The organism is Rhodococcus sp. ACT016 (assembly GCF_050477185.1).
Taxonomy (GTDB): Bacteria; Actinomycetota; Actinomycetes; order Mycobacteriales; family Mycobacteriaceae; genus Prescottella.
In genome coordinates this window covers 1,589,820-1,612,787 of sequence record NZ_JBEAET010000001.1, presented here as the reverse complement: position 1 = coordinate 1,612,787, position 22,968 = coordinate 1,589,820, and the positions used below count along the sequence as shown (strand labels likewise).

Annotated in this window: 25 protein-coding genes; 15 read left to right on the top strand and 10 right to left on the bottom strand. The window is 68.0% G+C overall.

Annotated features, from left to right (window positions below; all coding sequences use genetic code 11):
- Window positions 1–85: 85 nt before the first annotated feature.
- Genes ACQ5DX_RS07490 through ACQ5DX_RS07480 form a run of 3 tightly spaced genes read left to right on the top strand, consistent with a single transcriptional unit; the run spans window position 86 to window position 2,108 of the window.
- Entirely contained in the window at window positions 86–451 is a 366-nt protein-coding gene (locus ACQ5DX_RS07490; protein ID WP_430332031.1) for a GntR family transcriptional regulator, read from the top strand.
- On the top strand, window positions 433–1,362 hold the full coding sequence (locus ACQ5DX_RS07485) for an ABC transporter ATP-binding protein (protein WP_430332030.1): 930 nt from the start codon (window positions 433–435) through the stop codon (window positions 1,360–1,362). Before ACQ5DX_RS07490 ends, ACQ5DX_RS07485 begins: the two co-directional genes overlap by 19 nt.
- A 2-nt stretch (window positions 1,363–1,364) precedes the next feature.
- Window positions 1,365–2,108 carry an ABC transporter permease gene (locus ACQ5DX_RS07480; protein ID WP_430332029.1) on the top strand — a complete coding sequence of 248 codons (744 nt, stop codon included), beginning with the start codon at window positions 1,365–1,367 and terminating at the stop codon, window positions 2,106–2,108.
- Here ACQ5DX_RS07480 and ACQ5DX_RS07475 read toward each other — a convergent pair.
- Both ACQ5DX_RS07475 and map read right to left on the bottom strand, forming a co-directional pair.
- On the bottom strand, window positions 2,089–3,609 hold the full coding sequence (locus ACQ5DX_RS07475) for a cobyric acid synthase (protein WP_430335574.1): 1,521 nt from the start codon (window positions 3,607–3,609) through the stop codon (window positions 2,089–2,091). The genes ACQ5DX_RS07480 and ACQ5DX_RS07475 overlap by 20 nt on opposite strands.
- Before the next feature lie 8 nt (window positions 3,610–3,617).
- A complete protein-coding gene (gene map, locus ACQ5DX_RS07470; protein WP_430332028.1) occupies window positions 3,618–4,475 on the bottom strand; it encodes a type I methionyl aminopeptidase in 858 nt (285 codons plus the stop codon).
- Window positions 4,476–4,607: 132 nt separating this feature from the next.
- Between map and ACQ5DX_RS07465 the strand changes: the two genes are divergently transcribed.
- Window positions 4,608–5,624: a zinc-dependent alcohol dehydrogenase family protein gene (locus ACQ5DX_RS07465; protein WP_430332027.1), complete on the top strand. Its 1,017-nt coding sequence runs from the start codon at window positions 4,608–4,610 to the stop codon at window positions 5,622–5,624.
- A 31-nt stretch (window positions 5,625–5,655) separates the two neighbouring features.
- On the opposite strand, the gene murJ is transcribed toward ACQ5DX_RS07465, so the two are convergent.
- The gene (gene murJ, locus ACQ5DX_RS07460) at window positions 5,656–7,242 is read right to left on the bottom strand and encodes a murein biosynthesis integral membrane protein MurJ (RefSeq protein ID WP_430332026.1); all 1,587 of its coding nucleotides are present in this window, start codon (window positions 7,240–7,242) and stop codon (window positions 5,656–5,658) included.
- Window positions 7,243–7,354: 112 nt separating this feature from the next.
- On the opposite strand from murJ, the gene ACQ5DX_RS07455 reads away from it, so the two are divergent.
- Window positions 7,355–7,672: a hypothetical protein gene (locus tag ACQ5DX_RS07455; protein ID WP_430332025.1), complete on the top strand. Its 318-nt coding sequence runs from the start codon at window positions 7,355–7,357 to the stop codon at window positions 7,670–7,672.
- A gap of 29 nt (window positions 7,673–7,701) precedes the next feature.
- Here ACQ5DX_RS07455 and ACQ5DX_RS07450 read toward each other — a convergent pair whose 3' ends face one another.
- Both ACQ5DX_RS07450 and ACQ5DX_RS07445 read right to left on the bottom strand, forming a co-directional pair.
- The gene (locus ACQ5DX_RS07450; RefSeq protein WP_430335573.1) at window positions 7,702–8,142 is read right to left on the bottom strand and encodes a transposase; all 441 of its coding nucleotides are present in this window, start codon (window positions 8,140–8,142) and stop codon (window positions 7,702–7,704) included.
- Window positions 8,143–8,149: 7 nt separating this feature from the next.
- Complete coding sequence (locus tag ACQ5DX_RS07445; RefSeq protein WP_430332024.1) at window positions 8,150–8,302, bottom strand: hypothetical protein; 153 nt, start codon at window positions 8,300–8,302, stop codon at window positions 8,150–8,152.
- A gap of 676 nt (window positions 8,303–8,978) precedes the next feature.
- Between ACQ5DX_RS07445 and ACQ5DX_RS07440 the strand changes: the two genes are divergently transcribed.
- Complete coding sequence (locus ACQ5DX_RS07440) at window positions 8,979–9,422, top strand: hypothetical protein (RefSeq protein WP_430332023.1); 444 nt, start codon at window positions 8,979–8,981, stop codon at window positions 9,420–9,422.
- Window positions 9,423–10,781: 1,359 nt separating this feature from the next.
- Here ACQ5DX_RS07440 and ACQ5DX_RS07435 read toward each other — a convergent pair.
- From ACQ5DX_RS07435 to ACQ5DX_RS07425, 3 genes are read right to left on the bottom strand one after another with little or no spacing between them, the layout of a single operon-like run.
- Entirely contained in the window at window positions 10,782–11,150 is a 369-nt protein-coding gene (locus ACQ5DX_RS07435) for a nuclear transport factor 2 family protein (protein ID WP_430332022.1), read from the bottom strand.
- 56 nt (window positions 11,151–11,206) lie between these two features.
- Window positions 11,207–11,980, bottom strand: a complete 774-nt coding sequence (locus tag ACQ5DX_RS07430) for an SDR family NAD(P)-dependent oxidoreductase (RefSeq protein ID WP_430332021.1) — start codon at window positions 11,978–11,980, stop codon at window positions 11,207–11,209.
- Between the two features lie 56 nt (window positions 11,981–12,036).
- Window positions 12,037–12,495 carry a nuclear transport factor 2 family protein gene (locus ACQ5DX_RS07425; protein WP_430332020.1) on the bottom strand — a complete coding sequence of 153 codons (459 nt, stop codon included), beginning with the start codon at window positions 12,493–12,495 and terminating at the stop codon, window positions 12,037–12,039.
- A 369-nt stretch (window positions 12,496–12,864) separates the two neighbouring features.
- Between ACQ5DX_RS07425 and ACQ5DX_RS07420 the strand changes: the two genes are divergently transcribed.
- Both ACQ5DX_RS07420 and ACQ5DX_RS07415 read left to right on the top strand, forming a co-directional pair.
- Entirely contained in the window at window positions 12,865–14,040 is a 1,176-nt protein-coding gene (locus ACQ5DX_RS07420) for an acyl-CoA dehydrogenase family protein (RefSeq protein ID WP_430332019.1), read from the top strand.
- Window positions 14,037–14,876, top strand: a complete 840-nt coding sequence (locus ACQ5DX_RS07415; protein ID WP_430332018.1) for an IclR family transcriptional regulator — start codon at window positions 14,037–14,039, stop codon at window positions 14,874–14,876. Before ACQ5DX_RS07420 ends, ACQ5DX_RS07415 begins: the two co-directional genes overlap by 4 nt.
- Window positions 14,877–14,895: 19 nt before the next feature.
- On the opposite strand, the gene ACQ5DX_RS07410 is transcribed toward ACQ5DX_RS07415, so the two are convergent.
- Entirely contained in the window at window positions 14,896–15,597 is a 702-nt protein-coding gene (locus tag ACQ5DX_RS07410) for a GntR family transcriptional regulator (protein WP_430332017.1), read from the bottom strand.
- Window positions 15,594–16,124, bottom strand: a complete 531-nt coding sequence (locus ACQ5DX_RS07405; protein ID WP_430332016.1) for an HD domain-containing protein — start codon at window positions 16,122–16,124, stop codon at window positions 15,594–15,596. Before ACQ5DX_RS07405 ends, ACQ5DX_RS07410 begins: the two co-directional genes overlap by 4 nt.
- Before the next feature lie 99 nt (window positions 16,125–16,223).
- Between ACQ5DX_RS07405 and ACQ5DX_RS07400 the strand changes: the two genes are divergently transcribed.
- The 7 genes from ACQ5DX_RS07400 (at window position 16,224) to ACQ5DX_RS07370 (ending at window position 22,961) form a co-directional block, all read left to right on the top strand.
- On the top strand, window positions 16,224–17,351 hold the full coding sequence (locus tag ACQ5DX_RS07400) for a TIGR03364 family FAD-dependent oxidoreductase (RefSeq protein ID WP_430332015.1): 1,128 nt from the start codon (window positions 16,224–16,226) through the stop codon (window positions 17,349–17,351).
- 22 nt (window positions 17,352–17,373) lie between these two features.
- The gene (locus ACQ5DX_RS07395) at window positions 17,374–18,051 is read left to right on the top strand and encodes a phosphonatase-like hydrolase (RefSeq protein WP_430332014.1); all 678 of its coding nucleotides are present in this window, start codon (window positions 17,374–17,376) and stop codon (window positions 18,049–18,051) included.
- 46 nt (window positions 18,052–18,097) lie between these two features.
- Window positions 18,098–19,159 carry a 2-aminoethylphosphonate ABC transporter substrate-binding protein gene (locus tag ACQ5DX_RS07390; protein ID WP_430332013.1) on the top strand — a complete coding sequence of 354 codons (1,062 nt, stop codon included), beginning with the start codon at window positions 18,098–18,100 and terminating at the stop codon, window positions 19,157–19,159.
- Between the two features lies 1 nt (window position 19,160).
- Window positions 19,161–20,354, top strand: a complete 1,194-nt coding sequence (locus ACQ5DX_RS07385; RefSeq protein WP_430332012.1) for an ABC transporter ATP-binding protein — start codon at window positions 19,161–19,163, stop codon at window positions 20,352–20,354.
- Window positions 20,351–21,256 (top strand): 2-aminoethylphosphonate ABC transporter permease subunit, encoded by a 906-nt coding sequence (locus tag ACQ5DX_RS07380; protein WP_430332011.1) that lies wholly within the window; start codon window positions 20,351–20,353, stop codon window positions 21,254–21,256. Before ACQ5DX_RS07385 ends, ACQ5DX_RS07380 begins: the two co-directional genes overlap by 4 nt.
- On the top strand, window positions 21,231–22,028 hold the full coding sequence (locus tag ACQ5DX_RS07375) for an ABC transporter permease (RefSeq protein WP_430332010.1): 798 nt from the start codon (window positions 21,231–21,233) through the stop codon (window positions 22,026–22,028). The genes ACQ5DX_RS07380 and ACQ5DX_RS07375 overlap by 26 nt, the downstream gene beginning before the upstream one ends.
- A gap of 132 nt (window positions 22,029–22,160) precedes the next feature.
- A complete protein-coding gene (locus ACQ5DX_RS07370; protein ID WP_430332009.1) occupies window positions 22,161–22,961 on the top strand; it encodes a nuclear transport factor 2 family protein in 801 nt (266 codons plus the stop codon).
- Window positions 22,962–22,968: the final 7 nt, after the last annotated feature.

Below are 22,968 nucleotides of genomic sequence, written 5' to 3'. Positions count from 1 at the left end.
GGTGGGGTTGACCGAATCCGGGCCCGGCTTCTATGGTTCATTACATGAGTAATGAACCAACCAGCCTTGCGGTCGAGGTGCCGTGATGCTGAGCGAAGAGGGCAAGCCCCTCTTCCAGCAGATCGCCGAGCTCGTGGAGAACGCGATCATCGACGGCTCACTGCCGGAGGAGTCACAGGCGCCGTCGACCAACGAACTGGCCGCCTTCCACCGGATCAACCCGGCGACCGCAGCGAAGGGGCTCAATCAGCTCGTCGCCGACGGAATCCTCTACAAGAGAAGGGGTATCGGAATGTTCGTCACGACGGGCGCGCGCGACGCGCTCCGGTTCCGGAGACGCGAGCAGTTCGCCGCGCAGTACCTCGCCCCGCTCGTCCGTGAGGCCGACAAGCTCGGGATGAGCGTCGCCGAACTCAAATCCATGCTGGACCAATGGGAGGAACGTCCATGACCATCACCGATATCGGCCGGGACACGATCGCGTCGGTGCGCGGCGTCGGAAGGCGGTACGGGAACGTCGCCGCGCTCGACGACGTCTCGTTCGACCTCGCGGCCGGGAAGATCTACGGACTGCTCGGACGCAACGGTGCCGGAAAGACAACGTTGATGAAGATCCTGACCGGTCAGGAACTGCCCACCGTCGGCGAGGTCGACGTATTCGGTGGCGCCCCGTTCGAGAATCCCGATGTCCTTCGGAACCTCTGCTTCGTGAAGGAGTCGCAGAAGTATCCGGACGACCTGCGGGTCAAGCACGTGGTTACGGCCGCGGAACTTCTTCTGCCGGAATGGGATACCGAGTTCGCCGGGCGTCTGCTCGACGACTTCCAACTCCCCGACTGCCGGCGCGTCAAGAAGCTCTCGCGCGGAATGACCTCGGCTCTGGGCATCGTCATCGGCCTGGCGTCCCGCGCACCCCTGACGCTCTTCGACGAGCCCTATCTGGGTCTCGACGCGGTGGCCCGGCACTTGTTCTACGACCGACTGCTCGCCGACTACGTTGAGCATCCGCGCACTGTCGTGCTGTCCACGCACCTCATCGACGAGGTCGCCGATCTCCTCGAACACGTCATCGTGATCGACGGCGGTCGGGTGGTGACCGACGAGGACTCGGACTCACTGCGCAGCCGACACGTCGTGGCCAGCGGCCGATCCGACGCCGTGGACGCCTTCGTCGCGGGCCGGACGGTCCTGCACCGGGACGACATGGGCGCCTTCGCGCGGGCGACCGTGCTGGGCGCCGTCACCGAGTCGGACCGCGCAGAGGCGTCGCGCCTCGGCCTCGATCTGTCACCGGTTTCCCTGCAGCAGATCACGATCAGCAGTGCACTCGACAGCAAGGCCCGTCAGGGCGAGGAGGCGTAGTCATGACCGTCATCGATCCGACCGTCGCCGTAGCGCGTCCATCACACAACGGGATCCGGCGAATCTTCGCGGTGTGCCGCCTTCATGTCGTGGCCTGGCCCCTGCTGCTGGCCGCGCCCGCGGCCATCCTCGCCCTCACTTTCGCGATCAACTTCACGATCTTCGCGCTGGTCGACTCGGGCGGCGAGACCCGCGGCACCGGTTCGGTCCTCTCGCTGTTCGGTTTCGTCGTCGCCTTCTATGCGCAGGCGATGACGCAGACCTTCCCGTTCGCACTGGGACTCGGGGTGACGCGGCGCCAGTTCTTGGCCTCGACGGTCGTCGTCGCGCTCCTACAGTCCCTCGGGTTCGCGGTGGTCCTCCAGGCGTTGTCGGTGATCGAGGAGGCGACCGGCGGCTGGGGTGTCGGCATGCGCATGTTCGGAATCCTGCGCTACGTGACGGATTCGTCGGCGCTGCAGTTCGTCACCCTGTTCGTGAGCCTCATGCTCACCACATCGATCTCGATGCTGTTGGGCGCGGTGTACCAGCGCTGGAGGACCCCGGGCTTCCTGATCGCGGGCATCGGCGCGGTCACGGTGCTCGGCGGCGCGTCGATCCTCGCGGCGTGGGCCCGGTGGTGGCCGGCGATCGCCACATGGCTCGTCGATGCGCCTCGGGTGCTGGTGATCGCGGCACTTCCGGCCGGGGTCGCGGCAGCCATGCTGGCCCTGACGTGGGCGGTCCTCAGGCGAGCGACGACCTGATCGTGGGAAGCCCGGTCGGCGCGCCGCCGCTCAGCAGCGCGCCGATCGCGTCCACGTCGAGGTGCCGTTCCACCAGGTCGGCGAGCAGATCCAATTGGGCCTCCCGGACCTGCGCGACGGCGGTGTCGGGGGCCACACGGAAGCCTCGGCGCCCGGACGCGTCCGCGATGTCGGTGAGCAACCGTCGGCGGTACTCGTCGTTCTCGAGCAGCCCGTGCCAATGAGTGCCGCGCACACTCCCGCGGACACTGCCCTCCTTGACGCCGTCCGACGCCGTCAGCAGCGGAGCGTCGCCAGTGCGGCGGACCCGCCCGTGGTGGATCTCGTAGCCGCGCACCGGGATTCCGTCAGCGTCGCCGTCCACCTGCGCGAGCACCTTGTCGGGGGCGAACTCGATCTCGAGGTCCAGCAGGCCCAGCCCGGCGACCTCGCCGGCGGCGGACTCGACGCCGTCGTCGATCACGGTGCCGAGCATCTGGTAGCCACCGCAGACGCCGAGGATTGCGCCCCCATTCGCGGCTCGGCGGGCGAGGGCGTCGGCGATTCCGCTGCGCCGCAACCACTCCAGGTCGGTCACGGTGGATTTGCTGCCCGGCAGCACGACCAGGTCGGCATCGGCCAGGCGGGACGGCTCGCTCACCCAGTGCACCGATACCCCGGGCTCGCACGCGAGGGCCTCGACGTCGGTGGAATTGGAAATGCGCGGCAACCGGATCGCCGCGACGCGCAGCCACTCGTCGCCGACGGGCGTCGCGGGCCGGCCGACGGGCGCGTCGCCGACGACGCCGAGCGAGTCCTCCGCGTCGAGCCACAGGTCCTCGGCGAACGGGATCACGCCGAGGGTGGGGCGTCTGGTGAGCGCCTGCAGCTGGTCCAGTCCGGGTTCGAGGAGGCTGACGTCGCCGCGGAACTTGTTGATGACGAATCCGGCGATCAGGGCCTGGTCCTCGGGCGAGAGGACGGCGACGGTGCCGAAGAGGTGGGCCAGCACTCCCCCGCGGTCGATGTCTCCGACCACGAGCACCGGCAGCTGCGCCGCCTGCGCGAGGCCCATGTTCGCCAGATCGGTGGCCCGCAGGTTGATCTCCGCGGGCGAGCCGGCGCCCTCGCAGATCACGACGTCGAACTCGTCGCGCAGCGCCGCCAACTCGTCGGCGACGAGCTCGCGCAGCCACTCGCGGTGGGTGATGTAGTCGCGGGCGCCCACATTGGTGACGGCCTTGCCGCGGACCACGAGTTGCGACGTGCGGTCGCCACCGGGCTTGAGCAGCACCGGGTTGAAACGCACGCTCGGCTCGAGCCCGCACGCGCGCGCCTGCAGGGCCTGCGCGCGGCCGATCTCCCCGCCGTCGAGCGTGACGACGGAGTTGTTGGACATGTTCTGCGCCTTGAACGGCGCCACCCGCACCCCGCGGCGCGCAAGCATCCGGCACAGACCGGCGACGAGAACGCTCTTGCCGGCGTCGGACGTGGTGCCGGCGACCAGCAGCGCGCCAGTCAGCGCGGCCGTCACGGCAGCGTGAGGATCTCGTTGCCCTCGTCGGTGACGACGATGGTGTGCTCGAACTGGGCGGTCCACTTGCGGTCCTTGGTGACGACCGTCCAGCCGTCCTCCCAGATGTCGTAGTCGACGGTGCCCAGGTTGATCATCGGCTCGATCGTGAACACCATGCCCGGCTCGATGACGGTGTCGACGTTCGGCTGGTCGTAGTGCAGGATCACCAGGCCGTTGTGGAAGGTCTCGCCGATGCCGTGGCCGGTGAAGTCGCGCACCACGCCGTAGCCGAAGCGGTTCGCGTACGACTCGATGACGCGGCCGATGACGTTGAGTTCGCGGCCCGGCTTGACGGCCTTGATCGCGCGCATCGTGGCCTCGCGGGTGCGCTCGACCAGCAGGAGGTTCTCCTCGGAGACGTCGCCGGCGAGGAACGTCGCGTTGGTGTCGCCGTGCACGCCGTCGATGTAGGCGGTGACGTCGATGTTGACGATGTCGCCGTCCTGGATGACGGTCGAGTCGGGGATGCCATGGCAGATGACCTCGTTGAGCGACGTGCAGCAGGACTTCGGGAACCCGCGGTAGCCGAGCGTCGACGGGTAGGCGCCGTGGTCGCACATGTACTCGTGGGCGATGCGGTCCAACTCGTCGGTGGTGACGCCGGGAGCGACGGCCTTGCCGGCTTCCTGCAGCGCCTGCGCGGCGATCTTGCTTGCCACCCGCATCTTCTCGATGGTCTCCGGCGTCTGCACCCAGGGCTCCTTGCCCTCACGGGCCGTCGCCTTCCACACGTACTCGGGGCGCTCGATGTCCTTCGGGACGGCGAGGGTGGGCGAGACGGTTCCGGGAACGAGAGCGGTGCGAACAGACATGGGTCCAGGGTAGACCGCCGCACCGCCGCGATGTCCGCGTGTGTGCGGGCATAGGGTGACAGCACCGTCCGGTGACCGCGCTCGACACCGCCTGTCCCCCGCGTGCCCGACGACCGCCGAAGGAGCATCCCCATGCGAGGAACCGTCATCCACGCGCCGCGCGACATCCGGTTCGAGGACCTGCCCGACCCCGAGATCGTCGAGCCCACCGATGCGGTCGTCCGCACCGTCGCCACGTGCGTGTGCGGGTCGGATCTGTGGCGCTACCGCGGCATCACGCCCGTTCCCGAACCCCGCCCGATCGGGCACGAGTACGTCGGCATCGTCGAGGAGATCGGCGGCGCGGTCTCCACCGTCCGGCCCGGACAGTTCGTCATCGGGTCCTTCCTCGCCTCCGACAACACGTGTCCACACTGCAGCTACGGATACCAATCATCTTGCCGGAAAGGCGAATTCGTCAACGGTTGCCAGGCCGAATTCGTCCGCGTACCGCTGGCCGACGGCACCCTGGTCGCGATGCCGGACCGACCCGACGAGTCGCTGATCCCCAGCCTGCTCGCGCTCTCCGACGTCATGGGCACGGGCTGGTACGCGGCCGTGGCCGCCGAAGTCCGTCCCGGCTCGACCGTGGCCGTCGTCGGTGACGGCGCCGTCGGGCTGTCCGGCGTCCTCGCCGCCCGAGAACTCGGCGCCGAGCGGATCATCGCGATGAGCCGGCACGCTCCCCGGCAGAAGCTTGCGCTCGAGTTCGGCGCCACCGACATCGTCACCGAACGCGGCGAGGAGGGCATCGCCCGAATCGCCGAGCTCACCGGGGGTGTCGGCGCCGACGCCGTCCTCGAATGCGTCGGCACGAACGAGTCGATGTCGCAGGCACTGCGCTGCACCCGCCCTGGCGGAAATGTCGGCTTCGTCGGTGTGCCGCACGGCGCGGAACTACCCACCCGGGAGTTGTTCGAATCACACATCGGTGTCCGCGGCGGCTCGGCACCGGTGCGCCGCTTCCTGCCCGACCTCGTCGATCGCGTGCTGGACGGCCGCATCGAACCGGGCAAGGTCTTCGACCTGGTGCTGCCGCTCGATCAGGTTGCCGAGGCATACCGGGCCATGGACGAGCGGCGCGCGATCAAGGCGCTGCTGTGGCCGTGATCCCTCGCTGACCCCGAGCGGTCAGAGGGCGTCAGGAGCGAATCAGCGTCCTGGCGTGTCCGATCTCGGGTATCTCGATCGTCCGTGCCGCGAGCAGGAACGCCGGCACACCTGCCGCCGCTGCCAGCAACAGCGCAGCCGCGGCAGCCTCACGCGGATCGTCGAGAAGCAGGTACGCGCCGCCCACCGCCGCCACACAGAACACTCCGGCGATCACCGACGCCCACAGCACGCGAGAGAGTGTCTCGAGGACCGCGTGGAATCCGAGCAGCCCGTAGCGCCTCCGGAGGACCAGGTGCCCGCACGCGGCCCCGACGACGTAGGACAGCGAACCCGCGGCCGGCAGCGTGGCCACCACCATCTCACCCGGAAGCACCGCGGCGCAGGCTGCTACCACCACGACCTTGGTGGACACCATCACGACATTGATCAGGGCGGGGGTGCGCATGTCGTTGCCGGCGTAGAACACTCGCAGTTGGAGCATCACCAGCGCGAACGGCGCGAGCCCGAACGCCGCGAGCGCCAATGCCTCTCCGATGAGTCGGGCGGCGTCGACGTCGACTCGCCCGACGAAGACGACGGTCGTGAGCATCGGCCCCAACAGCATCATTGCCACCGACGCCGGGACCAGCGCGACCACCGAATACCGCGCGGCGCGGCCCATGTCCGAGACCAGCGCGGTCCGATCGCCCGAGGCCACCGCACTCGCAACCCGGGGCATGAGCACGGTCAGCAGCGAGACTCCGAGGATGCCGTACGGAACCTGGAACAACAGGTCGGCATACATGTAGGTCGATACCCCGCCGTGGCTGAATGCGACCCGGAGGACGAACATCACACCCAACTGGCTCACCGCGACGTACAGACCGATCCACGCGAGCATGCGGGCGCCGGACCGGACCGGCCTCAACGTGTACGGGACCGGACGGACACGCCAACTCCAGCGGAATCCCGTCCGGCGCAATGCCCCGATGGTCCACACCGCCTGCAGGACGATCCCCACTGTGGTGCCGAGACCGAGCACGAGCACCTGCGCGGTGGTCATCGACGACGGCGTCAACGTCACCGGTCCCGGGACCAGCACGAAGACGCCGACCGTCGCCAGCACGACGACGTTGTTCACGACCGGTCCCCACGCCGCGGGCGCATAGCTCTCGCGGATGTTCAGAACGGCCGTGGCCGTCGCCGTGACCGCATAGAAGAAGATTTCGGGCAACAGCAGGTAGGCCAGAAACGTTGCCAGCCGCGACTGGTCGGCGTCGGGAACCAGAACGGCGACGAACAAGGGCGCGCTGAGCACCGCGACGACGGTGGCGAGCGCGCTGACGATGGCCATCGCGAGCAGCAACCGCTGGGTGAAGAGTACCGAGTGGTCGCGGCCCCGCAGCCGGGCCCGCACCAGGACCGGCACGAGGACGCTCGCCATGACGCCACCGATCAGCAACTCGTAGACCATGTTCGGCAGGCTGTTCGCGCCGTTGTACGCGTCTCCGACGGCCGCGGCACCCAATACCGCGGCCAACGTAATGCTGCGGGCAAAGCCCGTCACGCGACTCGTCGCTGTCGCCAAGGCAACAGCACCGGTCGACCGTGCGAGCGTGTTCCGAAAATCCCCCATCCGACCATGGTGCCTCAGATCGACTATGCAGTAGCTCCTTCGACGGCACGGATGCGCTTTCCGCCGAAATGGGTATGGTGAGCGGTCAACCTGGTCAGAAGCGAGGGTGACAATGGGCCAGCAGTCGCGGGCCACCGAACGTCGGTGGGCTCCGGTCAAGGTCAGCAAGGTCGTCTCGACCCGTTCCGGCGACGTCGTCCACATCGACGCCGAACTCGACGGCGATGTCCGCCCGGAGTGGGCTCAGGCGTTCGAACGAATGAGCAGGAGCCGGCAGAGCAGCCTGACGCTTCACGCCGACGCCCAACCACCACGCATCACACTCACAGCCAGGAGCGACCACGGCGACACCGCCGAGATCGTCGTCCTGTACGCGGTCGAGGAAGTGAACCTGTACGTGCGACTCACGCTCGAGCTCGTCGGCACCTGAACATGTCGTACCCGCAGGCCCAGCTCCACCTAGGGCGTGTCTGACAAATGTCGGGTCCAGACGATGACGGCGTTCAAGACCACCGCGGCTCGGTAGACGATGACGAGCTTGTCGAAGCGGGTCGCGATTGCGCGCCACGGTTTGAGGTGACAGAACCGGCGTTCGACCACATTGCGGCCGCGGTAGTCGACCGGGTCGGACGCCGGCGGTCGGCCGCGACGCGAGCTGCTGCGGCGCCGCAGCGACTCCCGGTGAGCGCAGGAGGAATTGGACTTGTCACCGCGGACCCGATCCGGGCGGGTGCGTCGTCGCCCACCGTCGGCGCGCGGAACCCTCAGATGGTCAAGCAGATGCGGGAATGCGGGTGAATCGCCCGACTGGCCCGGGCTGACGAGCACCACGCCTGGTAGTCGGCGTCCGTCGACGAGGTGATGGATCTTCGTCGGCAGCCCGCCGCGGGAGCGGCCGATCGCGTGGTCAGGCGGCTCGATCGGTGGATTCGTGTAGTTCGACCCAGCCCCCTGTGTGGCGGGTGGCGTACTGGTGGGCGCGGGCGATGGTCGAGTCCACGGACACCGCCCAGTCGATCATTCTGGCCGCGTCCGCAACCGTCAGCAGACGCTGCAGCATCCGATCTCACGTACCGTCGCCAGCCAATCGCCGGCGCCAGGTCCAGATCGTCTGCCACCGGCCAAACACCCCGGCACGTCCCGCCACGCGACTCCACACCGGTACCGGTACACGAAGGTGACGTGTTGAACTGGAGCCATCGTCTTGGATGGTGATCTAACGGCGACGAACGCGGGCGGTGAGGTGCCATAAGACGGAGACTGGGCCCATATGAGGCCTTTGCGAAACCTGCAAAGGAGGCGGGGGGACCGTGGCCCGACTTGGCGCACGTCGACCCGAACACCCTCAGTGTCGAGAACACTCGCTCTATGTAGCACATTTTCATGCACTTATTTGATGATGTTAGGCAAACGTTCAGAAGGTTGTCGACCATCAGTTTCTAATTGTACTCCAGTTCAAACTTTGCAAGGTTTCCCGCGATGGTCCGAAACTGCTCAGGATGGCACGCGAGCCTCAGGGGTGGTACAGGCTGGATTGGCCGTTTCTCCTGGTTGAGGCCATGGGGGCTGCCCTTCCACTAAGGTGCGGACAAACACAGTTTTCGCAATTGGGCGAAAACGAAAACACGTCAATCGCCCGCCTCCTATGGTGATTAGCGTCATGGGGTTCTTCCGACGGTCCCGGCCCCGCGACTTCTCTGCGCATAGGGGCTGCCATATGGAAAAGGGGAATCTGTATGCGCGTTCGGAACACGCTCTCGGTCACTGGTGCACTCGCCGGCGTTGCGGCCATGGCCTACCTCGGTACCGGCATCGCTCAGGCCGGCAATCCGGAATTGCCCACCGGGAACTACCAGGTGTGTGGAAACGTCCTCAACAGCTCGAGCGCTGGTGTCTCGGGTGTGACTGTGAGCGGAGAGCTCTACGACGTGGGCAACAACCTGGTGCCCGGTGCCATTGCTTTGACCACGACGAACGCCGACGGCGGCTACTGCCTCCAGGGAACGAGCGGGATGGTTTCCACCGTCACCGGTGGCGGCTACGTCAAGCTGCACGCGGCCGGTGGCAGCTTCGGCACGTGGGAGACGTCGGGCATCCACGAGAGCGACTTCTTCAACCACATCTACATAAAGCTTCCGTCAATCACTCAGTCCGCAAACAAGTTCAACGGCACTGTGTGATCTGACGTCTGATGAACGTCACCCTTGGCGGTGTCGCCGCCAGGGTGACGTGACGTTCAGAGCGCATATTCCTGACTCCCCACGTAAGTCAAAGCTCAACTGAGAGGATCGCGAATGTCTGTCGATTTCTTCAAGGCCCTCAGGGTCCTCGTGAACGGGCTTGCCCCGGTTCTGGGAGGTTCGCTGACCGGACTGAACACGATGTCCGGCACCGACTACTCGTAGTGGTTCAACCCGCAGGAATGGAGTTCCTATGCTCTCGATTCAGAATGTGACCAGCTCGCTCGGTCAGACTGTCGAACAGATGCTTCCGACGCTTTACGGCGCGCTGATCGCGCCGGCCGTGTCCTTATCCCTCGGCGTCCGGGTCTGACCGCCACGCACAACAGAAAGGATGTCCATGGATATCAAGAAATTCCTGATGGACCTGCTCCTGGTCGGGGTCGGGTCATGGTTCGGTGACGACTACACGGGGAGCAACTCGTTGCTTCCGGACTTCCTCAAGGCACTCTCGTAAGGAGACGACACATGCTCGGAAACTACTTCGCTGGCTCGCTCGACATGTTCAAGGGCTTGGGCAACGTCCTCATGCTAGGCCTCTACACGGCGTCGTCCGAGGGGGGCGGCCTCCAAAGTCTCTGAGTCGCTCGTCAGCGTTGGCACGCAGGATGATTGGGTCCTGTGGGCCAACGCTGGTGTGCGTTCAGGACGGTCAACTGCTGCGCCCCGTCGGGTCGAGGAACCGACGGGGGGGTGGCAGCGGGGCGGGGGTTGGCAAGTGTCATCTATCCGTGCAGCAGTCACGAGATGGCGGCTTGACTCGGAAGTGCACTTCTGGGTAATCAGCCACAGCCGGATCTATGTTGCATCCAGCATCTTTCATAGATGATCTTGATGGAGATCGAATCGAATCTGGTGAGAGACACCGACTACCAGTGGTGGTGCTCGTCAGCCCGGGCCAGTCGGGCGATTCACCCGCATTCCCGCATCTGCTTGACCATCTGAGGGTTCCGCGCGCCGACGGTGGGCGACGACGCACCCGCCCGGATCGGGTCCGCGGTGACAAGTCCAATTCCTCCTGCGCTCGCCGGGAGTCGCTGCAGCGCCGCGGGTTCGGCGCGGTGACCGCCGAACAGACGATCAGGCCGGACATCGGCGCCGCAGCAGCTCGCGTCGCGGCCGACCGCCGGCGTCCGACCCGGTCGACTACCGCGGCCGCAATGTGGTCGAACGCCGGTTCTGTCACCTCAAACCGTGGCGCGCAATCGCGACCCGCTTCGACAAGCTCGTCATCGTCTACCGAGCCGCGGTGATCTTGAACGCCGTCATCGCCTGGACCCGACATTTGTCAGACACGCCCTAACCGACGACGAGGTCCTCAGGAGCCCAGATCGCACGCATACTGGTAATCCGTCCGCGGCGATCGAACGACATGACGTCGATGGGTTCGACGGTGATCGTCCGACCGTCAACGGCCGTGACCACCCGGAAGTGGAAAGCCGCGGTATCACCGGATACCCGCAGTGTGATCAGGTCGATGGTTCGGTTCGGGGATCTCACCGAGTCGTAGAACGCAGCGATCGCGGCGATCCCGACGTGCGGCGTCGAACCGACGGGGTCCTCGACCGTCGCATCCTCTGCATACAGCGCGGCGACGTCGGCTCCTTCAGCGGCAGAAGCAAGTTCGATGTATCGGTGGACCGCTCGCGCGATGTCGTCCGGAGTCATTCTGGCGTCCTTTCGATGGTGGGTGAACGTCGGAACCAGCGAGCACCAGGCTCCGCCTACACGGGCGCTCCCGGCAGACCTGCGTGGTAGATGCCCGACGCCCAACCGCCGTCCACCGCTAGCTCCGCACCGGTCATGTAGCTGGCCTCGTCGCTCGCGACAAAGGCGGTCACGCGGGCGATTTCGTCGGGCAACCCGATCCGCCGCAGTGGGACGTTGTGGTAGTGGCGCTCGAGGTCCGCACCGGTCTCACCCGCCGGGTTGCCGAGTCGGGTGTCGACACCTCCCGGGTGGACCGAACACACCCGAATGGTCGGCCCGAGCTCGAGAGCCTGCGCCTTCGTGATGCCACGAATCGCCCACTTGCTGGCGACGTATGCGCTGAGCCCGTTGACACCGCGCAGCCCGTCGACCGACGAAATGTTCACGACCACGCCGGAGCCCGCATCCCTCATGACCGGTGCCACAGCCTTGACGCCGAGCATCGGGCCCATCACGTTGACGGCGAGAATCGTGGCGATCCGATCGGATTCGACGTCCTCCACGCCGGCAAAGTACTGGATCCCCGCATTGTTGACCAGGATGTCGACGGTGCCGAGCTCCCGTACCGTCGCCGACACCACCTCGCGCCAGTCACCTTCGCTGGTGACGTCGAGTCTCTTGTAGCGCGCCGCTTCACCTATGTCCGAGGCAACAGATCTCCCCTGGTCGTCGGCAACGTCAGCCACCACCACTCGAGCACCCTCGGCGGCCATGACCCGTGCGGTCGCGGCACCCATTCCCTGTGCGCCGCCGGTGACGATCGCCACCTTGCCTTGCAGCCTGCCCATCCTGACCCCTTCTTCGGTTCGTTCGATCACGGTTGCCATCCGGTTGCGGGACGCGACTAGTCCTGCGGCGCAGACCAATCGGACGGCCCCGGACCGAGAACGGCGTAGTCGCCGAGATGCCCGCGATTGTGCTTGGACCGGCGGACCATCCGCCATCCGTCGACGGTGCGGCGCCACTCGTCGTGGTAGTCGCCGATCGTCCGGAAGAACCTGCCCTCGAGCTCGCCGGTACCGAGATGCATGTCGGCCACGTAAGCGCGACTGCGAGCGGTGTCGCCGTCGACGTCGATCAGCACGTTCCCGACCATGTGCTGAGTGGGCCCGCAGTCGTCGAGGAAGGTGCGCGTGAGCGCGATCATCTCGCTGCGGCTCCTCAGCATGCCGGTGCCGAGGTCGGCTTCCATGTCCTCAGCGGCGATCGTCTCGATCTCCGCCCAGTCACGTTCGTCCATGGCACGCGCGAATCGCACAATGCTCCGATAGATCTCGCGTTCGTCGTCGTGAATCGTAGGCATTCGAAGTTCTCCCTCGGAATCTCGTTGGTAGGCGGCTGACAGGAGGCCGAACTGCCGCGTCTCGGCCGCCCGTGTGACACGCCTCATAGTGGTTCACGGCAATCCGCGGGACGGCGCGCTGTCTCAATTTTCGAGACACCACAGACCCGTGGCCGACGCGTCCGGCTCGACCGCAAGGAGTGCCGCCACATCGACGCAGTTCAATCGACCCCCTCTCTCATTCCTCGGGACACTCGGATCATCATTTCCCCCTCCGCGGGATCCGCGTCCGAGCAGGCGCGACCCGGCCGATAGCCTCGTTCCGCGCGTTCCGACCCGGCGACGCGACAGGGATGACATCACCACCATCGTCGAACGGAGGCCGCGAAAGTGCCGTCGACCCCGCTGACCGTCGCCCACCTGATGCCCGACATCGCGGGTGCCGCGGTGGAGACCGAGCGGACGCGGACCCCGTCGGGCACCGTGATTACATCCCTGGTCGACGCCGGCGTCTTTCGCATGATGCAACCGCGGGCATTCGGCGGCAGCGAGTCGACACCGCTCGAGTTGTTCTCCACAGTTCGGGAGATCTCCTCGGCGTGCACCTCGACGGGATGGATCGTCGCAGCGACGAACGTGAGTGCGTGGCTGCTCGTCGGATTCGGCGACGCCGCAGCCCGCGATGTCTGGGAGGCGACACCCGACGCCCTCGTCGCCGCGGCGGTCATGCCGACAGGCCAACTGCGGCAGGACCGGACGGGACTGCGCCTGTCCGGCCAGTGGCGATCGGTAACCGGCTGCACACAGTGCGAGTGGCTCATCCTCGGCGCCTTGGTTCTCAACGCCGACGGCGTGCCGGTGGAACACGCACAGGTTCTGGTGCCACGCAACGACGTCCGATTCGCGGACAGCTCGCGGACGGTCGGTCTCGCCGCGGTCGGGTGCCACGACGTCGCCGTCGAGGATGTGCTGATACCACCCTGGCGGGTCTCCTCCCAGCGCCACCGATCCGCGACCGAACAAGCGCGACACCTGCGCTCGATTCCGACGGTGTACCGACACTCCGTCACCACGATGTACTGCGCAGCCGCCGCGGTCCCCCTCATCGGAGCCGCACAGGGGGCTTATCGCGCCGTGCTGGACCAGTGGAATGTCGCAAACCAGCTCACCCAATCGGGCCGAATGATGATCGAGGCCGAGGCTGTTCACGCCGAGATCGGCCGCGCGGCCTTCGAGATCGACACGGCCGTACTGCACCTCGAGCGAGACTTCGCAGAACTCCAGAGTTTGGCGAGGAGCGCCAAGAGGGTGCCGATCGAAACATTCACGCGAGTGCGCAGAAACCAGGTGCTCTCCGTCCGCCTCGCCGAGGTAGCCGTCGATCGACTGGTCAAGGTCGCCGGGCGGGAAGGCGTGACCATGGACCACCCGGTCCAGCGGGTGTGGCGGGACATCCACACCGGCGCATCCAATCGGGCGAACCGGGAAGTCGATGCCGTTGCGATCTCGACCCGTGCAGCCCTCGGTTTCGACATCGAACACTCCGAAGCGCGGCCGGTGATATGACCACCGGACGGTCCTCGATCCTCGAGCGCGCGACGGCGATCATCGCCGCCTTCGACGGCCAGGCATCATATCTCCAGATCGGAACGATCGCCGACCGGTCCGGTCTGCCCCGCTCGACCGCGCACCGACTGGTCGATCAACTCATCCAGTTGGGGTGGATCGTGCGGACACAGCACGGCTACGGCCTCGGTCCGCAGGTGGCACGCACGTCGGTCGAACCCGATCACCTGACCCTACGCACCGCCGCCGCTCCGCTGCTCCAGGCCCTGCACGACGAGACCGGCGCCGTGGCGCACCTCGGCGTCCTCCGCGGCGACCACGTTCAGATTCTCGACAAGGTATCGAGCCGACATGCCACGGCGGTTCCGACCAACGTCGGAGATCGCCTGCCCGTCCATGCAACGGCAATCGGGAAAGCGATCCTGGCGACGGTGACGCCTGAGGACGCCGACGCACTCGTCCCGGCGACGTTGGGCCACCGGACCGCCAGAACGATCACCAGCAGAACGACGCTGCACGCCGAACTCGCCAATGTTCGGTCACGCCAAGGTGTTTCCTACGACAACGAGGAGTACTCGTTGGCGGTCAACTGCGTCGGAGTTCCCATTCGGTCCCCGAGCGCGGGACACTGCGCCCTCTCGCTCAGCGGCCGCACGTCGCCCGAGGCCTTGGTCAGAATGGCCCCCTTGCTGCGGGCGGCAGCGCGGCGCGTCGAACTGCGCCTGGGCCGACACCGACTGTCGCACCCTCCGTCCGACTTCGTGGAGTCCGACGTCGGGGCCGACCTGACGATGCTGCGCGTGCTCAACACCGTCGACGCGCACGACTGGCTCTGAACCCGGAACCTGCCGGCGATCAGCGCAGTTCGGTCACGAACGCCATCCGGTCGCCCCGGTACAGCGACCGCACACGCTCGATCGGAACCCCGTCGGCGTCGCGGGAGACGCGGTGCAGCTTCAGCATCGGCATCGCGGTGCTCGACTCGACCAACCCCGCCTCCCGCGGGGTGGGCAGCGCCGTCTCGATCCGCTCGGTGGCGGTGGTGAACACGATGCCCTGGGAGCGGATCGCCGCGTACAGCGACGTCTCGGGATCGAAGGTGTCCGCCAGGTCCGGAAACCGGTCCCGCGGCAGGTACGTGCTCTCCAGGCCGATGCGTTCGCCGTCGGCCAGCAGCACACGCTCGAGGTGGATCACGGGGTCGCCGACCCTGATCTCCAGGATCTCCGCGAGCTTCTCGTGCGCGTCGATCTCCTCCCACCGCACCAGGATTCGACCCGGTTCGCGGCCCTGACTGAGCGCGCCCTCCGTGTACGAGCCGAGCGAGAGCGGCTGCACCAGCTTCGGCCGGGCGACCACGGTGCCCCTCCCCCGGCGTTCGACGCGCCCCGCGACCAGCAGTTCGTGCAACGCCTGGCGCACCGTCTCGCGGGAGACGCCGCAGCGCGCCGCGAGTTCACGCTCGGCCGGCACCGGATCGCCCTCCGACAGGTCCGCGAGCAGGTCCTCGACGTGCGTCCGCACGACGTAGTGCTTGGGCAGGCTCTCGGCGGTCATTGCGAGATCACCACGCGACGTGCGACAGCAAGGACGTCGTCGATCGACGGCGCCTGCGCGCCCGGAACTTTCGCGCGATCGTCGTAGCGACGCAGCCGGATGGCGTCCGCCCACCACGGGTGCGACACCCACGCCTCGTCGACCGCCGGGCCACCCTGGCGCCGCAGGGTCGCAACCGATTCCGACGACAGGTTCCCGTCGTACGTCGGGTCGGTGGCCACGAGGTAGCGCTTGGCGGCAACGTGGGCGCCGGCCAGCCAGCCGACCCGCTTCCCGAAACGCGGCGCGAGCCACTCCCGGGCGACACGATCGTGCGCAGCGTCGACCCCCTCCCCGATCAGCGGACTGCGCGCGAGGTCGTGCAGCGCGGACGCGAGCACCAGTTCGTCGTCGGCCCCGTCCGCGATCGCGTGACCGGCCGTCTGCAGCGCGTGATCGAGTTCGTCCACCGCCTCGCCGTCGAACACTCCACGAAGCGAATTCAACAGCGCAGCAGCCTCTTCGAGCACGGCCGAGTCGTCGTTCATGACGCTCAGCGTACACAGATTTCGGTCTATACCAATTGTTCATCCAGCGTTTCCCGAACGTCCCCCAGTTGGTCTAGACCAATGCGCAAGCTGTGTCCCATGCGAATTGCAATTGTGGGCGGAGGAATCCTCGGCACGGCGCACGCCGACGAGGCCATCCGACGCGGACACGACGTCATCCATCTCGAACGCGAGCTCGAAGCGCGCGGTGCCACCGTACGCAACTTCGGATTGGTCTGGGTCTCCGGGCGTGCCCCGCACGAACTAGACGCCTCTCTGCGCTCCCGGGAACTGTGGGCCGACCTGGCCCGACGCATCCCCGAGATCGGATTCCGCGCCGCCGGATCGATGACCCTGCTGCGCACCCCCGAGGAGGTCGCGGTCGCCGAGGACATGGCCTCCCGCGCCGACGCCGACGTCCGCGGCTTCCACCTCCTCGAGCCCGAGGCGGTGCGCGCCGTCAACCCCGCCCTGCGCGGCAAGTACCTGGCCGGCCTGCACTGCACCCGTGACGGCGCGGTCGAGTCCCGGGTCGCACTGCCCGCGATCCGCCGCCACCTCGAGGCGACCGGTCGCTACACCTTCCACGCCGGGACCGAGGCGCGCGAGATCACCACCACCGCAACGGGCGTCCACGTCCGCGACGACCACGACCGCATGTTCGACGCCGACCTGGTCATCGTGTGCCCCGGCGCGACGCTCGGCGGGCTCGCGCGGGATCTGGCCGGGGACCTCCCGCTGCGCCGGGTGCGCCTGCAGATGATGCAGACCGCACCGCTGGGCGAGGCCCTGACCACCGCGATCGCCGACGGCGACAGCATGCGCTACTACCCCGCGTTCGCCGGGTCCGCCCTCGATGCGCTGCGCGACGCCCTGCCGCAGGAGCCCACCGCGGCCGAGCACCGCATGCAGCTGCTGTGCGTGCAGCGCTTGCACGGCGGCCTGACCATCGGCGACACCCACGAGTACGACGAGCCGTTCGACTTCGACGTCGATGAGGCCCCGTACCGGCACCTGACCAGCGTCGTCGAGGAACTCCTCGGCCGCCACCTGCCGCCGATCGTCAAGCGCTGGGCCGGCGTCTACAGCCAGTGCCTCGATCCCGCCCAGCTCGTGCACCGCGCCCAGGCCGCCGACGGCGTGTGGGTCGTCGCCGGTCCGGGCGGACGCGGCATGACCCTGGGCCCCGCCCTCGCCGAGCAGACCGCCGACCAGCTGGGCCTGTAGCCCCGATCCCCGAGGAGACATCGTGACCACCATCAAGCTCGCCGTCCTCGACATGGCCGGCACCACCGTCGCCGACGACGGACTCGTGCTGCGCGCGTTCGACGCCGCCGGTGCCGCCGCCGGGCTCCCGGCGACCGGGCCGGAGGCCGACGCCGCCCGTCAGTACGTCCTCGACACCATGGGGCAGTCCAAGATCGTCGTGTTCCGTGCACTGTTCGGCGACGAGGACCGCGCCCAGGCCGCCAACCGCGCGTTCGAGACCGAGTACGACCGCCTCGTCGACGACGGCGGCGCCACCGTGATTCCCGGTGCGGCGGAGTCGATCACCGCGCTGCGCGACGCCGGCATCCGGGTGGCGCTGACCACCGGATTCAGCCGCACCACGCAAGACAAGCTGCTGGCCGCGCTCGGCTGGCAGACCCTCGCCGACCTCACGCTCTCCCCCGCCGAGGCCGGGCGCGGACGTCCCTACCCCGACCTGATCCTCACCGCCCTCATGCGACTGGGCGTCGACGACGTGAAAGACGTTGCCGTCCTGGGTGATACCGCAAACGACATCACCAGCGGCCGGCGGGCCGGCGCGAGCGTCGTCGCCGGCGCCCTCACCGGCGCACACGACGAGCAGCAACTGCGCGCCGCCGACCCGACGCACGTGGTGCCGTCGGTTCGCGAGTTCACCGATCTTGTTCTCTCCCACTGAGTTCTTCCGTCACCGTTCGAATCCCTCACCCAGACAGGACATCCGAATGAGCAGGAACACCAAGCGTTTCCGCGCCGGCATCGCGGCGCTCGCCATGACCACCGCGGCCCTCACCCTCACCGCGTGCGGTGGCACCGGCTCGGCGGCCGGCACCGGCGGCGAGACCGTCACCGTATACAGCGCCGACGGCCTGGCCGGCTGGTACAAGACCCAGTTCGCGGCGTTCACCGAGGAGACCGGCATCGCCGTCAACCTCGTCGAGGCCGGCTCCGGCGAGGTGGTCTCCCGCGTGGAGAAGGAGCAGTCCAACCCGCAGGCCGACGTCGTCGTCACCCTGCCGCCGTTCATCCAGAAGGCCGACGCGCAGGGCCTGCTGCAGCCCAGCGGCATCGACACCTCCGCCGTGCCCGCCGACGTCCAGGACCCGGCCGGCAAGTACGTCCCAGTCGTCGACAACTACCTGTCGTTCATCGCGAATCCCGGCGCGAACCCGGCCCCCAAGACCTGGGAAGACCTGCTCTCCGACCAGTTCAAGGGCAAGTTGCAGTACTCCACCCCCGGCCAGGCCGGTGACGGCACCGCCGTCCTGCTGCTGCTCCAGCACCTCAAGGGCGACGCCGGCGCGCTCGACTACCTCACCAAGCTGCAGGCCAACAACGTCGGACCGTCGTCGTCCACCGGCAAGCTGCAGCCCAAGGTCAGCAACGGCGAACTGCTCGTCGCCAACGGTGACGTCCAGATGAATCTCGCGTCGATCAAGGACGACGGGTCGAAGTTCCAGATCTTCTTCCCCGCCGAGGCCGACGGCAAGCGCACCACCGTCGCACTGCCGTACGTGATGGGTCTGGCCAAGGGCGCCCCGCACTCCGACGAGGCCAAGAAGCTTTTGGAGTACCTGCTGTCCGAGAAGGCCCAGCAGACGGTGGCCACCGACGCTCTCGGAGTCTCGGTGCGCACCGATGTCCGCGCGGCCGCCGGCACCTCGACCGACCCGTCGACGCCCACGGGCCTGGTCAACGGCGTCGAGGTGTGGACCCCCAACTGGAACGACGTCCTAGCGTCCCTGGACGCCGACGTCGCCGCCTACCAGAAGGCAACCGGTAACTGACATGCCTCGATTCGAGCCCGGGCGGTCCCTCCGCACCACGATCGGCAGGGTGCGCGACCGCGCGCCCCGCGACGCCGACTCGTCCCTTCCGGCCATCACCTTCGACCGGGTCAACGTCGCGTACGGACGCGGCCGCGGGGCCACCCGGGCCCTGATCGACTTCAATCTCCGCGTCGCCCGCGGGGAGACCGTCGCCCTGCTCGGCCCCAGCGGGTCGGGCAAGTCGACCGCGCTCAAGGCCCTGGCCGGCTTCACCCGACCGACGTCGGGCACCGTCCGCCTGGGGGCCGACGACGTCACCGACCTGCCGCCCGCCAAGCGCGGCATCGGCGTCGTCGTGCAGTCGTACGCGCTGTTCCCCCACATGCGGGTCGCCGAGAACGTCGCGTTCGGGCTTCGGGCGCACCGGGTTCCGCGGTCGGAGATCGGCGGCCGCGTCTCCGACGCCCTCGCGATGGTCGGGATGTCCGCATACGGCAAGCGCTTCCCGCGCGAGCTGTCGGGCGGTCAGCAGCAGCGCGTCGCGATCGCCCGCGCGCTGGCGATCCGGCCCAAGGTACTGCTGCTCGACGAGCCGCTCGCGGCCCTCGACGCGCAGCTCCGTCAGAACATGCTCACCGAGCTGCAGGAACTGCGCGCAGCCCTGCCCGACACCGCGATGCTCTACGTGACCCACGACCAGTCCGAGGCCCTCGCGCTCGCCGACCGGATCGCCGTCATGCGTGACGCCCGCCTGGTGGACGTCGACACCACCGAGAACCTGTGGAAGCGGCCGCCCAGCAGCTTCACCGCCGCGTTCCTGGGCGGAGCGAACCTGTTGCCGTGCACGGTGACCCGCGTGATCGGGACGTCGGCACTGGTGTCGGTGGGCGGCACGCCCGTCACCGCACACGCGCCGCAACCCGAGATCGGGCGCACCGAGTGGGAATCCGACGCCGGCGCGCTGCTGTGCCTGCGCCCGCACGCGATCACCCTCGCCTCTCCCGCCGAGCGCGGGGTGCTCCCCGGCCGGATCGTCGCCAGCGTGTGGCGGGGCTCGTCGACCCGCGTGACCATCGCGCTGCCGAGCCTGCCCGAGACACCGATCGACGTCGACGTCCCGGGCCACGACGAACGCCCGGTCGGCACCGAGGTGGGCATGCGGTTCCCCGAGCGCGGCGCGGTGCTGGTGCCGGTTCCGAGGGCTGCGTCGTGACCGCGGTTCTCGAACCTCCCGTCGTCGACGAGGCCCCCGCCCGTGCGCCGCGTTCCCGCTGGAGGTCCGGGTTGTGGGTGCTGCCGCCGCTGCTGCTCGTCGTCGGGTTCGCGGTGTATCCCATGGCCCGCGTGCTCGCCGAGTCGACGGTCACCGATACCGGCCGCGGCTGGTCCACCTGGACCGAGGTGCTCGGCTCGGCCTCGTTCCGCAACGCGCTGTGGCGCACCATAGAAATAGCAGTGGCGTCCACCGGCGGCTGCCTCGTCCTCGGCACCTTCCTTGCCCTCGTGCTCGCGTTCGTCCCGTTCCCAGGCTCGAGGATCGTGGGCCGGTTGATCGACACGATCCTGTCGCTGCCGTCGTTCCTCGTCACACTCGCGTTCACGTTCCTCTACGGCACGGCCGGCGCCGTCAATGCGCTCATCACCCGCATCACCGGCGCCGAGCAGGGCCCGCTGAACTTCCTCAACACCCCGCTCGGCGTGATCGCCGCCGAGATCACGTTCTTCACCCCGTTCGTCGTGCGGCCCCTGCTTGCGGCGTTCTCGCAGATCCCGCGTGACCAACTCGACGTCGCCGCCAGCCTGGGTGCGTCACCGCTGCGGGTGCTGCGCCAGGTGGTACTGCCCGAGGCGTGGCCGGCGATGATGGCCGGCGGATCGCTCGTACTGCTGTTGACGCTCAACGAGTTCGGCATCGTGCTCTTCACCGGCGCCAAGGACGTCCTGACGCTGCCGGTGCTGATCTACACCCACGGCATCGTCACGTTCGACCTGCCCGGCGCCGCGGTGATCGCCACCGTGCAGGTGGCGCTGTCGCTCGCGCTGTACGGCGGCTACCGATTCGTGTTCGTCCGACTGATGGGAGGCAGCCGTGCTGCTGTGGACCCGACGCGCTAGATACCTGACGCTCGCCGTCTTCGCCGCGGTGGTCGCGGTCGTGTTCGTCGCACCGATCACGACCGTGATCGCCGCCGCCCTCGCGGGCGCATGGAACGGGCCGTTGCCGTCGCACCTCGGAACGAAGAATCTCGTAACCGCGCTGTCCGACGACAATCTCGCCAGCATGATCGTCAGCCTGCAGACCGCGATCATCGCCGGCGGCCTCGCGCTGATCGTCGGGACGTGGGCGGCGCTGGCCGCCCGCGAGGCTCCGGCCTGGCTGCGCAAGGTCACCGACGCGGTGTTCCATCTCCCGGTCGCATTGCCGTCGGTCGCGATCGGTCTGGGCCTGCTCATCGCGTTCAACGAGCGGCCGTTGCTGCTCGGCGGCACCAAGTGGATTGTGATCCTCGCCCACACGGTGCTGGTGCTGGCGTTCGCGTTCAGTTCGGTGTCCGCGGCGCTCGACCGCCTCGATCCCGCCTACCGGCAGGCCGCCGAATCGCTCGGCGCCGGACCGGTGCGGGTGCTGCTCCGGATCACCCTGCCGCTGCTGGTCCCCGCCCTCGGCGCCGCGGCCGGCCTCTCCGTCGCACTGTCGATGGGTGAGCTGGGAGCCACCGTCATGGTGTACCCGGCGACATGGAAGACGTTGCCGGTGGCCATCTTCGGGCTCACCGACCGCGGCCAGGTGTTCCAGGCCGCCGCGAACACCACCCTGCTGATGCTCGTCACCCTGCTGGCCCTGCTGGTGCTCGGACGCATCCGCGGGCGCGGCGCCGCGCGCTGACTCATGTCGGCCTGAGCGCCCGTTCCTCACGCCCACGCGCGGGAATCCGCCGACACCGGCAAGGAATGGGCGCTCAGGCCGATGCCGCGGAACTTCTGGAACACGTTCCACCTGTGTGCCATACTCGCGGCCATGTCAGTGACACCGACCGACGCGGCCGCTGTGACCCGCACGGCCACCGCCCGCGAACTGCTCGATCTCGTCCTCGGATCCCCCGCGGCGGTCGCGGTCCACGACAAACAGGCCTGGCTGGGGCTGTTCTCCGAACGCCACGTCGTCGAAGACCCCGTCGGTGGACGGCCCGTCCTCGGCGGCCTGTACGACCGGCGCAGCCGGGTGCGCGGCGGCGCCCCGCTGGACCGGTTCTGGGACACGTTCATCGCCCCCAACGACATCCGCTTCCACATCGAGAACGACGACATCGTCAGCGGACTCGACGTCATCCGGGACGTCACGATCGAGACGCGCCTCGGTGGCGGCGTCGTCGCGAAGGCTCCGATGCACCTGCTGTACGAGACGACGCTCGACGACGGCGCGCCGCGGATCCGCCGGATCGCCGCGCACTGGGAAGTGGCGCCGATGTTCGCGCAGGTCGCAGGTGTCGACCGCGCGAAACTCGGTGTCGCCGCGGCGATGGGCACACGGATGCTGCGACTGCAGGGCCTCGGCGGCTCGCTCGCCTTCGGGCTGGCGGTGCGCAGCGTCGGCGAACGGGGCAAGCGCTCCGTGCGCCGGCTGGTCGCGGACGCCCGGCGTGGTGATCAGAGGTCGCTCGATCTGCTCGGTGGCCACTCAGTAGAGAATGTCACGAAGGTGATCGCCGCCGGCGACACTGTCACCGCGACGTGCACCGTCGACGGCGCGCATGCGGTGTTGTTCTGCTATTTGAACCGGAGGACAATGCAGGTCACGAAAACGGTCGTGTACCGATAGCCGTGGG

What these genes read in the sequence shown, in the direction of transcription:
- ACQ5DX_RS07415 (WP_430332018.1), top strand. Translation starts at nt 14,037, where the DNA reads ATGACCACCGGACGGTCCTCGATCCTCGAGCGCGCGACGGCGATCATC.
- ACQ5DX_RS07405 (WP_430332016.1), bottom strand. Translation starts at nt 16,124, where the DNA reads ATGAACGACGACTCGGCCGTGCTCGAAGAGGCTGCTGCGCTGTTGAAT.
- ACQ5DX_RS07440 (WP_430332023.1), top strand. Translation starts at nt 8,979, where the DNA reads ATGCGCGTTCGGAACACGCTCTCGGTCACTGGTGCACTCGCCGGCGTT.
- ACQ5DX_RS07490 (WP_430332031.1), top strand. Translation starts at nt 86, where the DNA reads ATGCTGAGCGAAGAGGGCAAGCCCCTCTTCCAGCAGATCGCCGAGCTC.
- ACQ5DX_RS07465 (WP_430332027.1), top strand. Translation starts at nt 4,608, where the DNA reads ATGCGAGGAACCGTCATCCACGCGCCGCGCGACATCCGGTTCGAGGAC.
- ACQ5DX_RS07400 (WP_430332015.1), top strand. Translation starts at nt 16,224, where the DNA reads ATGCGAATTGCAATTGTGGGCGGAGGAATCCTCGGCACGGCGCACGCC.
- ACQ5DX_RS07480 (WP_430332029.1), top strand. Translation starts at nt 1,365, where the DNA reads ATGACCGTCATCGATCCGACCGTCGCCGTAGCGCGTCCATCACACAAC.
- ACQ5DX_RS07370 (WP_430332009.1), top strand. Translation starts at nt 22,161, where the DNA reads ATGTCAGTGACACCGACCGACGCGGCCGCTGTGACCCGCACGGCCACC.
- ACQ5DX_RS07425 (WP_430332020.1), bottom strand. Translation starts at nt 12,495, where the DNA reads ATGCCTACGATTCACGACGACGAACGCGAGATCTATCGGAGCATTGTG.
- ACQ5DX_RS07485 (WP_430332030.1), top strand. Translation starts at nt 433, where the DNA reads ATGGGAGGAACGTCCATGACCATCACCGATATCGGCCGGGACACGATC.
- ACQ5DX_RS07435 (WP_430332022.1), bottom strand. Translation starts at nt 11,150, where the DNA reads ATGACTCCGGACGACATCGCGCGAGCGGTCCACCGATACATCGAACTT.
- ACQ5DX_RS07410 (WP_430332017.1), bottom strand. Translation starts at nt 15,597, where the DNA reads ATGACCGCCGAGAGCCTGCCCAAGCACTACGTCGTGCGGACGCACGTC.
- ACQ5DX_RS07390 (WP_430332013.1), top strand. Translation starts at nt 18,098, where the DNA reads ATGAGCAGGAACACCAAGCGTTTCCGCGCCGGCATCGCGGCGCTCGCC.
- ACQ5DX_RS07385 (WP_430332012.1), top strand. Translation starts at nt 19,161, where the DNA reads ATGCCTCGATTCGAGCCCGGGCGGTCCCTCCGCACCACGATCGGCAGG.
- murJ (WP_430332026.1), bottom strand. Translation starts at nt 7,242, where the DNA reads ATGGGGGATTTTCGGAACACGCTCGCACGGTCGACCGGTGCTGTTGCC.
- ACQ5DX_RS07445 (WP_430332024.1), bottom strand. Translation starts at nt 8,302, where the DNA reads ATGCTGCAGCGTCTGCTGACGGTTGCGGACGCGGCCAGAATGATCGAC.
- ACQ5DX_RS07430 (WP_430332021.1), bottom strand. Translation starts at nt 11,980, where the DNA reads ATGGGCAGGCTGCAAGGCAAGGTGGCGATCGTCACCGGCGGCGCACAG.
- map (WP_430332028.1), bottom strand. Translation starts at nt 4,475, where the DNA reads ATGTCTGTTCGCACCGCTCTCGTTCCCGGAACCGTCTCGCCCACCCTC.
- ACQ5DX_RS07455 (WP_430332025.1), top strand. Translation starts at nt 7,355, where the DNA reads ATGGGCCAGCAGTCGCGGGCCACCGAACGTCGGTGGGCTCCGGTCAAG.